The organism is Vibrio sp. 10N.222.49.C9, from assembly GCF_041474985.1.
In the GTDB taxonomy this organism is placed as follows: Bacteria; Pseudomonadota; Gammaproteobacteria; order Enterobacterales; family Vibrionaceae; genus Vibrio; species Vibrio crassostreae_C.
The window spans coordinates 17,972-29,943 of sequence record NZ_JBFRVD010000099.1; the positions used below are offsets into that span (position 1 = coordinate 17,972).

General features: G+C 43.1%; 14 protein-coding genes. 11 read left to right on the top strand and 3 right to left on the bottom strand.

The features are described 5' to 3' along the window. Positions 1 to 22 precede the first annotated feature (22 nt). Positions 23 to 3,538 carry a hypothetical protein gene (locus tag AB4585_RS21980; protein WP_372170928.1) on the top strand — a complete coding sequence of 1,172 codons (3,516 nt, stop codon included), beginning with the start codon at positions 23 to 25 and terminating at the stop codon, positions 3,536 to 3,538. Between the two features lie 60 nt (positions 3,539 to 3,598). Next, the gene (locus AB4585_RS21985; RefSeq protein ID WP_372170930.1) at positions 3,599 to 4,549 is read left to right on the top strand and encodes an OmpA family protein; all 951 of its coding nucleotides are present in this window, start codon (positions 3,599 to 3,601) and stop codon (positions 4,547 to 4,549) included. A gap of 106 nt (positions 4,550 to 4,655) precedes the next feature. Here AB4585_RS21985 and AB4585_RS21990 read toward each other — a convergent pair whose 3' ends face one another. Continuing rightward, the gene (locus AB4585_RS21990) at positions 4,656 to 5,075 is read right to left on the bottom strand and encodes a BLUF domain-containing protein (RefSeq protein WP_372128963.1); all 420 of its coding nucleotides are present in this window, start codon (positions 5,073 to 5,075) and stop codon (positions 4,656 to 4,658) included. 206 nt (positions 5,076 to 5,281) lie between these two features. Beyond that, on the bottom strand, positions 5,282 to 5,473 hold the full coding sequence (locus AB4585_RS21995) for a hypothetical protein (RefSeq protein WP_017065380.1): 192 nt from the start codon (positions 5,471 to 5,473) through the stop codon (positions 5,282 to 5,284). A gap of 528 nt (positions 5,474 to 6,001) precedes the next feature. Between AB4585_RS21995 and AB4585_RS22000 the strand changes: the two genes are divergently transcribed. The 6 genes from AB4585_RS22000 (at position 6,002) to AB4585_RS22025 (ending at position 9,410) form a co-directional block, all read left to right on the top strand. Next, positions 6,002 to 6,427 (top strand): hypothetical protein, encoded by a 426-nt coding sequence (locus AB4585_RS22000; protein WP_372125363.1) that lies wholly within the window; start codon positions 6,002 to 6,004, stop codon positions 6,425 to 6,427. 218 nt (positions 6,428 to 6,645) lie between these two features. Next, the gene (locus AB4585_RS22005) at positions 6,646 to 7,458 is read left to right on the top strand and encodes a hypothetical protein (RefSeq protein ID WP_372170933.1); all 813 of its coding nucleotides are present in this window, start codon (positions 6,646 to 6,648) and stop codon (positions 7,456 to 7,458) included. A 123-nt stretch (positions 7,459 to 7,581) separates the two neighbouring features. Further along, positions 7,582 to 7,833, top strand: a complete 252-nt coding sequence (locus AB4585_RS22010; RefSeq protein WP_065583896.1) for a TIGR03643 family protein — start codon at positions 7,582 to 7,584, stop codon at positions 7,831 to 7,833. Positions 7,834 to 7,891: 58 nt separating this feature from the next. Beyond that, positions 7,892 to 8,287 (top strand): DUF3465 domain-containing protein, encoded by a 396-nt coding sequence (locus tag AB4585_RS22015; protein ID WP_017067223.1) that lies wholly within the window; start codon positions 7,892 to 7,894, stop codon positions 8,285 to 8,287. A 50-nt stretch (positions 8,288 to 8,337) separates the two neighbouring features. After that, positions 8,338 to 8,874 (top strand): GNAT family N-acetyltransferase, encoded by a 537-nt coding sequence (locus AB4585_RS22020; RefSeq protein WP_372170936.1) that lies wholly within the window; start codon positions 8,338 to 8,340, stop codon positions 8,872 to 8,874. A gap of 2 nt (positions 8,875 to 8,876) precedes the next feature. Beyond that, positions 8,877 to 9,410, top strand: coding sequence for a GNAT family N-acetyltransferase (locus AB4585_RS22025; protein ID WP_102446921.1), 534 nt, complete (start codon positions 8,877 to 8,879; stop codon positions 9,408 to 9,410). 87 nt (positions 9,411 to 9,497) lie between these two features. Here the strand turns inward: AB4585_RS22025 and AB4585_RS22030 are convergent, their stop codons facing one another. Then, a complete protein-coding gene (locus AB4585_RS22030; RefSeq protein ID WP_102446920.1) occupies positions 9,498 to 10,019 on the bottom strand; it encodes a type II secretion system protein in 522 nt (173 codons plus the stop codon). Positions 10,020 to 10,223: 204 nt separating this feature from the next. Here AB4585_RS22030 and AB4585_RS22035 point away from each other — a divergent pair, with 204 nt between their 5' ends. The 3 genes from AB4585_RS22035 to AB4585_RS22045 all read left to right on the top strand — a co-directional run. Then, on the top strand, positions 10,224 to 10,886 hold the full coding sequence (locus AB4585_RS22035; protein ID WP_017095882.1) for a DNA alkylation repair protein: 663 nt from the start codon (positions 10,224 to 10,226) through the stop codon (positions 10,884 to 10,886). A 71-nt stretch (positions 10,887 to 10,957) separates the two neighbouring features. Then, positions 10,958 to 11,719: a nucleotidyltransferase domain-containing protein gene (locus AB4585_RS22040; RefSeq protein ID WP_372170939.1), complete on the top strand. Its 762-nt coding sequence runs from the start codon at positions 10,958 to 10,960 to the stop codon at positions 11,717 to 11,719. A gap of 61 nt (positions 11,720 to 11,780) precedes the next feature. Continuing rightward, positions 11,781 to 11,972 (top strand): NUDIX domain-containing protein (locus AB4585_RS22045; RefSeq protein WP_372170941.1); only part of this gene is annotated, 192 nt, incomplete at its 3' end.

Sequence of the window (11,972 nt, forward strand, 5' to 3'; positions counted from 1 at the left end):
TGGAACCGTAACTGGAAATTGTATGAAAGTATTTAGTAAGTCTCGTTTAGCGACGTGTGTGTTAACGGCCATTCCTGTGATGGCGGTAGCGAAAGACACAGGTAAGCTTGAAAAACTCGGTTCTGAGACGACTGGCATTGAAATCACCAAGCCGAACCAAGACCAAGACAGCTCGCGTATTTACTTAGAGCAAGGCGCTATTTGGGCAAGCCGTGACATCACTCGCTTTGACCCAGTATTAGATGTCAGTGTCAGCGATGAATTAGAAGTCGAACAAGGCACACTGCGTGACAGCGTCGGTTTCACCATTACCACCAACTACGGTTACTACATCAAAAAGTACCAGTTGGAAGTGTACCGAGTGGGTGACTTTGGTCTGTCTGAGCCAATCGCTGTGCTTGAAGGCGATAAACTGGCGAACGACTCTGACATCAATTGGGATGGTCAAACTGATGTTGATTATCAGTTTGAGGTCGGTGAGCAGCTGATGTTCCGCCTAAAAGCGTGGGACAAAGATGGCAACATGGATGTGACCACCGTTGGTGTGACTGACTTAGTTAAGCCGGACTCTGAAGTCGATATCGACCGAAACGATAACGACGATGAAGAGAGCAAAGGTAAAAGTTACGGACAGGCAAAGCTGATGCGTCACAACATCCCGACCAATGCGGGTTTAGCGAAGTTCATCGGCACTGGCTTGAAAGGCGTAGATAAAGTCATCATCGGTGAAGATGAATTTGATGTCGAAGATGGCAACTTATATGCAGAGCAGTACTTACCAACAGACTCCTACATTTTCCCTACCAAGGTTGTGTTTGATAACGGTGATGAACGTCGTTACAAGCTGTACGTTCGTATTCCAGATACGTACTACGCACAAACCGGTTTGGCTGATCTTTATGTTGGTAAGAATAATGTGTCTGGTAATAGCGATGCATTAAGTGTCGATGACCAGTATCAAAATGACATCTATAACCAAGGTCGTTTAGCGTACTTTGGTCAGGGTAAATTTGGCGACAAACTTCGTGTAACGACTCACTTTGATACGCGAGAAAGTGAAATCAAAGACATGTTCAAACATCCGTTCGCCTCCGACGATTCGGATGTGTTTGATATCCTCGAAGACGACGATGAGCTTTATTACGGCAACTATGGCGATAGCTCAAACATCGAAAAAGTGGTCAACACCAAGGGCAAGGTTTACCTCAATGTGGAATACGATAAGTCTCAATACTTGTGGGGTAACTACAACACGGGTTTAACAGGCACCGAGAACAACGATTACAACCGTAGCCTCTATGGTTTCAAAGCTGATTATCGTACTCGCGATACTACACAATATGGTGAAGATCGCTTGAACGTGGTCGGTTTTACCGCAGAAGCAGATTCGTTGTATGCACACGATGAGTTCTTGGGCACAGGCGGCTCTCTGTACTTCCTTCGTCATGGTGAAGCGGTACCGGGAAGTGACAAAGTTTACGTCAAAGTAAAAGATGAATCTGGCCTAGTGCAGAATGAAATCCCACTTGAGCCGGGCGTCGACTATGACTTTGACCCGTACCAAGGTCGCATTATTTTGACCAAGCCACTCGACAACATCCTATCCGACAGCTTTGGCAGCGTGATTGAAAACGGCGATGATTACGAAAACTTTCTGGTTGTCGACTATGAGTACGTCCCACAAGGTTCAGATTCATTAGATGCGATGTCTTACGGTGGTCGTGCTAAAGGTTGGATCAACGATTACGTTGGTGTTGGCGTGACGTATGCGACTCAAGAAAAGGACAATCAAGATTACGAGTCTTATGGAACGGACTTAACGCTACGTGCCACTGAGGGGACCTACATTAAGGCTGAGTTTGCACATAGTGAAGGTAGGCAAACCGAGTCGAATTTCGTCTCTACTGATGGTGGTTTAACCTTTACGCCCATTGGCGACACGTTGGAAGACCGCGAGGGTGATAGTGTCCAAATCACCGCTGTCACCAGCCTTTATGACCTTGCCCCAACCATCTTTGGTGCCGTTGGTAATGACCTGAAACTTTGGTATCGAGACAAAGACGCGGGATACAGCTACGCGAGCAGCAGCGATGATTTAGAGCAAGAGGCATACGGTGCTGAACTTCGTTTACAAGCAACTGATCGCTTGGCGGTGCTATCTCGTTTCTCGACCAATGAAGAGCGCGATGTCGATGGTAATCTAGAAACAGATACTGAAACGATTGAGATTGAGACTCAAGTTAAAATCACCGAGCACATTAAGGTTTCGGCGGCAGGGCAACAAACTGAAGAGCTTAACCAAAACGACGAGCACAGCGATGCGACCTTAGCAGGTGTGCGTTTGGAATACATGTGGGACAGCGAGAACAGCGTTTACGTCAAAGGGCAAAAGACCGTCGACCAGTCGGATGACTATGATGAAAACGACAGCGCGTCGATTGGTGCTGAATTCCAAGTGTTGGAAGACTTGTCTCTTGGTGGCGAATACACCGATGGCGACCGAGGCCAAGTAGCAGAAGCGACTGTGACTTACGATGTATCCGATGACCACTCAACCTACGTAACTTATGTAGATGATAACTACGAAGGCCAAAACAACGTGATTGTTGGTCAGCGTGCAGATCTCACCAGCAGTGTCGATTTTTACCAAGAGAACCAGTTTGTTGATGAAAATGATGGTCATGGCCGTATCGACTCATACGGCTTTGGCTACGATGTGACGGAAGATGTCGAGATGGGGATTGGTTATCAGCTTGGTGAAATTGAAGATGACCAGAACATTACCACAGAGCGTGAATCTATCAGCTTCAATGCCTCAATTGACCTAGATGACATAACCCTTAGCCACAAATTTGAATACCGAGTGGATAAGAGTGAAGACGACCCTGACATCGCTCAGCGAGAACTTCAACAAATCGTGACGACCAACCGTTATACGCATCACTTAACGGAAGAGTACACATTGTTCGGCAAGTACAACTACTCCATTACCGAAAGCGAGACTACGGGCGAAACTATGGCGCAATTTACTGAAGCCACTGGCGGCCTCGCGTATCGTCCGATCTACAACGATCGACTCAATTTACTGAGCCGCTACACGTATATTGCAGATTTCGATCAACTGGATCGCGATGTGGATTATCAAGACGAAACCAGTCAGATCATTGAAGTTGAAGCGATCTATTCGATTGACCAACATTGGGACGTCGGTACTAAGTACGCCCATAAAGACAAACAGCAAGCTTTTGAACGAGCATCTGGTGCGAATGAGGTGGTTAAAAGTGACATCGACCTATATGGACTTAGCGCTTCTTATCGCGTGATGAAAGAGTGGGATGTGACGGGTGAATACCACTGGAAAACAGACACACTCAACGATGAGCTAGAACACGGTGCGCTAGTTTCGGTGAACAAGCACATTGGCGAGAACTTTAAAATGGGGATTGGTTATAACTTCTCTGCGTTTGATAGTGACTTAACCAATGATGACGACTACGACGCATCTGGTGTGTTCATTAACTTAGTCGGTAAGATCTAAGCCTGCCCAAGTGGGTCGAAAGTTAAGAGTTGAGAATTCAAAGTGACAGTTAAGAGTAAGATGAAAACAATTATTTTCCTAATAAGCGCAGTGATGAGTACTTTGTTGCTGTCCGGCTGTGCAACCGCCACGTTCGTGAGTCAGGAGAACCGAGACAAGTTTGCTGGCATCGATGTGTCTAAGTTTTTAATCAGCGAGTGTTTGGCGCCAGAGCGTGAGGTGCATATTGCCATCGCAGAACATTTTGCCTTTGATAGATATCAATTACGCGACCTCGACAAGATCAACTTAGATACCTTTGTTAAAGAGATCAGAGGCTTAAAAGGGCGCATCACGATTGTCGGCCATACTGATTTCAAGGGCTCTCTCGAATATAATGAGCGCCTTTCACAGCGCCGTGCTAAATCGGTCGCAGATTATTTGAAAGGGCAACTAGACCCAACGCAATATGACTGGGAAGTGAAACACCTTGGTGAGACTCAACCTCTTCTGTTTGGTAAGACAGATAAAGACCGAGCGGAGAACCGCCGTGCATTTATCGTGTTTGAAGAAGCTCAGAAGTACGAAGAGATGCCTTTCTGTGAGCCGCCAAAACCAGAACGTAAAGTTTATATGGCAATGACGCCGCACTTCGATTTCGATAAGTCAGTACTCAAGCAAGAAGACCTAACTCAGTTAGATGACTTCACAACTAAGTTGAGCGGCCTGCAAGGTAGCATAATGGTGGCAGGGCACACCGACCAAGCGGGTTCACTTTCTTACAATGAAAAGCTGGCAGAGCGCCGCGCAGAAACGGTGGTTGAATACCTCAAAACCAAACTCGATCCTAAGCAGTTTATCTGGGAAGTGAAGTCATTTGGTAAGTTGCAGCCTGCGATTAATGAACGCTCTGAAAAAGCCGATGCATTAAACCGCCGCGCGTTCATTGTGTTCAAAGAATCTGATATTACCGCCGAACAGCAAGCGCTTGCTGGCAGTGAACAAGAAGCGGTGAGCAGCGAGAGCGATTAGAGTTCACCGAAGAATAACGAATAGTTGCCTTTACAATAAAACGCAAAAAGCCCCATACGTTGGGGCTTTTTGTTGCTTGCTCTACGGATTAAGTTGGGTCGAAGAGCTATTCTGATGGCAAATTCTGTTTCAATTCCAGAAGCATTCGGTAGGCACTTTCTCCTGACATCTCATACGGGTTGAACTGGTCTGATGTTGAAAACTGTAAATTAACCAGTTCAGTTAGGCTAGATTGTGGAATATCACCCATAGACCAATCACCAAACTGCCTACAATCGATTTCTTTGAAATATAAAATCATGACGTTTTTGTGTCGCGTGTCATTCAAGATATGATTGTAAGTATGGTTCACTGTGGTTCTCGAACCTTCAATACATTGCAGGAAATACTTATCATTGTGGCTTAGAAGGCCTGTTAAATGGCTTTGCTTATTGCGGTCGTGTGAAATCTGAAGAATGTCGTTCAAAGCCTGAGAATCGCAACTTTCACAGAGCGTACTGACATAAATTAACCGAGTTAGGAACATAGTCATCATTTCGAATTTTTTTTCAAAGGGTATTAATAAATATAAGCCAAGATCATGGAATTGCGAGTTATTGATTTAATTGTCACTCGGTGGCTTTTGGAAGAGAAGAGGGTGGGGATGAAGTAGAAAAGGGCAGGTTGCAAGATACGCTAAAATGACTCGAATGTTGGCCATTCAATTATTTTAACGACCTGCTTGTGAGCTCGTTAGTTGTTTAGAGTTGAAATCGATTCAACGTTAGAAGAGGAATCAAATCGAACGTTGACCAACACATTTTCACGTTCGAAAGTCACATCATCAAAGTCAGTCGTTGCGATCTTAAATCCATTTCTTGCGAATAAACTCGTCACCGTTGTTCGTTGTTTCTGTTCCATACCGCATGTCAGTAGTTCGTTCATCGTGATCTTCATTAGGTAACCGTGTGCATAGTGTAAGCGTACAGACTCTACATTATGAGATCAATTGCTTAATCGATAAGCTATATTGATATGTTCAATTGAGTGATTCAGGTATTTAAAAGCCGGATGGATAGTGGGCAAGGGAGTTATGCGACCTATGACAAGTGGAGCGTTATGTGACCACTGTTCAGCATTCCTTGAACACGAAGTTTGTCGCAAAAATCGCGTTGAAATAAGTGGTTACAAAGCAGGAGGAATTATGCCCGCCGTTTGGTATGTTTGGTCGGTTATTGGAAATATTATCGGCCTATATCTCACTTAACTAAAGTACATCGATTTACGATGAGTAGACTCCTCAATAAGCCTTCTTTTTATTTGAATTTTATATGCTAAGTGGTGTTGTTATAATTGTTATTAATTGCATAGGCTTGATTTTAATATTGGTTTGATTTATAAAACAAGCATTCGTTCATTAACTTCATGATTATATTAGTTTTTACTAACCTTTAAATAACATGGAGAAAGGCGATGAATAAGAACCAAACACGCAACAGGTTAGCGAATTTAGTGCGACTTCGTAGGTCATACAAAGCATCAGACTTTCTGGTGGGCTCTGATGAACTCCGAGTTAAAAAAGATGTGTATAGCTTACGTAAAATCAAACAGTTAGAAATTCGTCAATTGGGTCTTAAAGAAAACGCAATCAATATCGTTTCGTTGGCTTTAGTCCTCTCGGCGGCGACTTGGGCATTTGTTCCTCAGTTCGGTTTACCAATGCTTGCACTGACCTTTATTTTGGCGTTTGTTACATGGCGACGATATGAGTTGCGTGCAGAGTTTAAAGGGGTCGATGAAACTGGCGACCATTGGGTTTCCGTGGCGCGCGGTTGTACTCGAGAAGAGTTCAAAGTATTGAAAAACGTTGAATTGGCTTTACGCGATCAGCTGTCTTAGTGGCTAGATCTGTTAAGGTTAAGGTCTTATAAGCGTTAAGCTCCCATAATCAACAAGGCTCGTCATTGTATGGCGAGCTTTTTATTTTCTGAAAAACACAGGTAGTGCAGGTTACTTTGAGAGGCCAATGCTTATATGTGTAATGGGGGTTGATATGAATCTTAAGTCACGGCGTTTTTGATGCTCTTTGTGGTTTTGAATATAGGGAGAGGGTGGAAATGAATACACGAGTCAGTGAGAGTTCTTTTAAAAGGCTCATCCAGTTAGTTGGTTGTGTTTTGATTATAGTGTTGAGCAATAGTCGACTCTCCAATGCTCAAAGCATCGAGTTTCCTACTTGTGTACAGAGCGAGGTTTTGAATACAGAAATCCACCTTTATGTTGATGAATCGGTGTTAGATGAATATTCCAAAGCATTTATAGCCTCTAAAATAGCGACATGGGAAAGCTATTCGAATCTGGTGTTAAAAAACTCCTGCGTCCCTATGACGAGAAAAGTCACTAAGGTGACTTATACGTCTGAAATCGACAGCCTTTGGTTTCAAGATTTGGGCGCAGCAGAGAGGTTATTAAAACTCTCGATGGAAGAACCGATTCCAGAAACAACAGAAGACAGCGTCCCCATTTTTACTGGGATAGTATTTTCTAATTATAATTTTAGCTTTGAGTCTGATTATTGTGGTATGTCTTCTTCGGTATCCTACTTTTTTTCTTTAGCGATAAACTGCCCTGATTACTTAATGGAGCATGAAATTGGCCATTTAAGTGGTGCTAATCATGACTATAAAACGTTATTGAAAGATTTTGATAGTATAGAAAGTTACATTTCTGGAACGTATCCAAGAGCTCCTCAATATTCCTTCGGTACAATTTGTGCTGACAGAGGCACAGTGATGTCTTATGAGCGAGATGTTATACCTGCATATTCTAGCCCGGACATCAGAGTAGATGGCACAAAGTGCGGGGATAGCAAATACCACAATAATGCGAGAGTGCTTAGAGAGTTCGCACAAGCTTATTTAACCCCATGATTGCCTAGTTGGTAGCCTGTTGTTTTATCGAACGTTATAACGCGTTCAATTCAAAGTGTTTGTCCTGTGATCTTTAAATTTGGAACGAGCGTATTTCTCCCAGTTTATCAAGGAAGAGTATGTATGATGTTATCCAAAGAGAATGAATCAAGAATTATTGAAATGGCGTGGGAAGACAGAACGCCGTTTGAAGCAATAGAACAGCAATTTGGTTTGAATGAATCGCAAGTGATTCGTTTTATGCGTAGCCATCTCAAGCTTGGCAGTTTTAAGCTGTGGCGCTCACGTGTTTCTGGGCGCTCGACCAAGCATGTAAAACTGCGCAGTTCGGACGTTTCGAGAGGTTATTGTCCGACTCAGTACAAGCATCGTTAAAAGAGGGGATGCCCAGCAAGTATCCCAAATCAACACACAGATATGGGAAATGAAAGGAATGAAACAATTTTGCGCTCTACTTTTGGTGCTGCTTAGCTTCGGCATCAGTCATGTTCAAGCGAATGATACGCGACTTAAGCAAGCTTACGAAAATCACCAAAGCGACGTTCAGGTGCGCGGATCGGGTACGGTGTATCGAGTACTTCCTGATGATAATAAAGGCTCTCGACATCAGAAATTCATTTTGCGACTCGATAGCGGACAAACCTTGTTAGTCGCACATAATATTGACTTAGCGCCTCGTGTTCAGGGACTGGCAAAGGGCGATCGAGTTGAATTTTATGGTGAATATGAATGGAACAAGAAAGGTGGCGTAATGCACTGGACGCACAAAGACCCTCGTAATCATCACACTCATGGCTGGTTGAAGCATAACGGGAAAGTATACGAGTAAACACCTCCGAGACTTTTCCTTTCAAGGCTATAAGATAAAAAGGAATTTTGATGTTTAAGCTGGAAACTGACAGGTTGATTCTTCGAGATATGAGTCTCGAAGACGAGTGTGCTTTTGTTGCGATGTCTCAAGACGCTAAGTATCAGCGTTTCTATGATGAAAGTGATTGCGAACCTAACAAATATCGAGAGCTAACCCAGTTGTTTGTTGCACAGGCTTTAGATGTCCCACGCCAGTCTTTTCAACTAGCGGTTGAAAGCAAAGACTCGGGGAAGTTTATTGGAACCGTTTGTTTGCGCCTTGAGGGTGATCGACAAGCTTCGATGGGCTGTGCTTTCTCAAGGGAAACTCAGGGAAAAGGGCTTTCTATAGAAGCATCTGAAGCCCTCGCTGATTTTGGTTTCTCAGAGTTAGGCATACACCGGATCTACGCTGAAACCATCAGCAAGAACTTGGCTGCCATTAAATTATGTAAGTCACTGGGAATGAAACAAGAAGCGTGTTTTAAAGAACATCGACTCTTCAAAGGTCAATGGTGGGATACAGTTGTATTGGCGGTTGTTCGATCTGATTGGGGAAAGGCTTAGTGATGGAAAGTGAAAGGCTCAAATTAACCCCTCCATCATTAAAATACAGCGAAGAGATGTGTGAGGTGATAAATGAGTGCAAGGCCGAGTTTTCCCCATTCTTACCTTGGGTTTCTGATTCTCTAACTAAAGAGCAGCTAGAACTTAACATTCAAGATGCTACCAATAATTTCGCCAACTTTACTGGCGAGTTCTGGTTCAATATTATTGAAAAGCAAACAGGGGCATTTATCGGGGCTATTGGCTTTATGATCAGAGACGATACTGTCCCTTACTTTGAAATCGGCTACTGGTTGCAAACATCAAAAACGGGCTTGGGTTACGTGAGTGAAGCTGTCCGAATTATCGAAGAATATGCATTCACTCAAAAAGGTGCGAAAAGAGTCGAAATTAGGATGGCAGGCTCGAATCTTAAAAGTCAGGCCGTGGCCAAACGATGTGGCTATCAACTTGAAGATCGCTTAGCCAATGATCGACGTTTGCCATCAGGAGATATGGACAGCACGCTCGTTTACGCCAAAATAAGCCAGTCTTAAATGTGTGCTGTTGATTCTTAATGTGTGGCACTTTTATTGAGAGAAACCGTAAATTCCCAAGTACTCTGAAAGACCAACATTTAGCGCTTAGTTATCTGGCTCATCGTCTACAGTGACGTCACCATTCATTGAGTTGTAGTCAATGGAAATTCCCGGTACGACTCGATAATGATAGATACACTGATCCGTCTGTATATATTCAGCGATGTAGTCTGTATCTGTAGGCGAATTAAAGCTAGAAACACTAGGGGGATCAAGAAGTAGAGCGCCCCACACCGAAATGCAATCTTCGGTATTGTCCAGTCTTGGAAAGTCTTCTTCTGCGTACCATTGCTGGGCTGGATATCCCCATTCATTGAAATCGAGCTGACCTGTTGCAGATTCATCATAGATAGGTACATTCGTAGATGCACCGCCACCGTTTGAGGTTAAATTTTTTGAATAGGCAAAATCGACACCTGTTTTAAAAGAAGCGCCAGTGCCTTTCACAACTGCAATATGAGAATCAGTACTTACGTTGAGGAACCTTGGAGCAGCAGTTACGGCGAGTATTCCAAGGATCACAATAACGACAACAAGCTCAATAAGTGTAAAACCGTTCTTTTTCATTTAGCACCTCTTTTTAAGGCCGCTAGTATGCATTATAAGTTACTCTTACCAAAGGGAATATCCTTGTTTTAGTGGTAATTTAAATGCTCAATAATGAATGTTGTGATTAAGGTAACTTATATTTTATAAATTCAATGCGTATGGTTTAAGTGCTGTGTATCTCACTTTGATATTAATTTTAGTTCTATGAAGGTTTGGCAATTAATGAATATCGTTGAAACGGTAAAGCTTCATCTTTCAGACGTTGGTTATCCAGAGGCTAGTGTTAAAACAGGGCAGGTTCGATCTATATCGGCGCTCGTTTTTAAAACCATCAAAAACAAAGATATCTCAAATGTTTTGTCCCTGTGTACTCAATTGCTTGAAGAAAGGGATTGGGCGTTAGGTGTTATTGCTTACGACTGGGCTTTTAGAGTAAGAAAACAATATTCGAAAGAAACGTTTCCAATCTTTGAGCATTGGTTAATGGAGTATGTCACTGACTGGAATGATTGTGATGACTTCTGCACTCATGCGTTTGGTGAGTTACTGTCTCAATACAATGAGTTGTTCGAACTCACAACCAAATGGGTCGAACATTCGAATTTTGCTGTACGTAGAGCTGCTGCTGTCATCTTAATTTATCCGATCAATCAGAATCGATACTCAGCGTTGGCTCCGCTTTGTGTAGCAGACCTATTGCTAGAAGATGGACATGACCTCGTGCAGAAAGGATATGGTTGGATGCTTAAAGTCCTCAGTAAAAAGGAACCTCAACAGGTTACTGGTTATTTAAACGCTAAGCATACCGCAATACCGAGAGTTGCTTTTCGCTACGCGATTGAAAAGTTGGACGATAAAACTAAGCGAGAGTTAATGTTACTTTAACCACTGGCACTCCTCAAATCATCATCAGAATCCGGTGTGATTAATTATAACGATTGAAATAGGAACCCAAGGTGCAAGAACAAACTAGAGGACTCGATCGAGAAGGGTTCATTCAAAATTTTTATTCGCCAAAGAACATTGCGCCTGAATTTCAAGACGTGGTGTCAGCAGTCGTTGATTCGCTGCTAAGAGAACTTCCAGGTCAAGTTGATGGTATCTACTTGTATGGAAGCGTGCCTAGAGGAACGGCCATTGTTGGTAGCTCTGATTTGGATGTTTCTATCGTACTCGCTACGCCTGTTGGTCAGAGAGAAAAGGAAGTATTTAACCTACTTTCCGACACCATACCCCAAACCTATCCTCAAGTGACTAAGCTTGATATTGATCCAGGGTCTCTCTCAGAGGTTCTGCAGCCCAACGAAGAATTCCATTGGCAGTTTTGGCTCAAGCATTGTTGCTGTTGTATTTGGGGGAATGATCTATCTATAAAGTTTCCACGATATAAGCCCAGTAATGAAATAGCCCAAGCTCTTAATGGCGATTTATCGACTTTTCTTAAGCAAATGCCCTCGAGTTTCAAAACAATGACTGATGCGGATATCGTTAAGGTAATTGGTAAAAAGTTAGTGCGAGCGGCGTATTATTTTGTGGCCGAGCAAGACGGCAGTTGGTACACCAATCTGAGCCAGTGTGCTGCAGTCGCCAAGCGCTATTACTCCAATCAAAGCGACGATATTGAGCTAGCTCATCAATACGCTCTCGGAAATTTGATATCTAAAACAGAAGCTTTTGAATTGTATGAAAGGCTGAGTAAAAAGCTTGTTGTAAATTAAGCATTAACACAAGCTAGAACAACAAACTTAACTACCTTTGTAACGGCTTTAGGAAAATTAGATGGATGTCCACGAGTGTGTTTCTTTTATCATGCTGAAGGAATCGCAGGTATTACTAGAAAAGCGTAGTGAGTCTAGGGAGACCGATCCCGGTTTAATCACTATACCTGGCGGCCATATTGAACACGGTGAAAACCAGGTTCAGGCGCTGTTTCGTGAACTTGATGAAGAGCTTATACCAATTAAAGTAAAA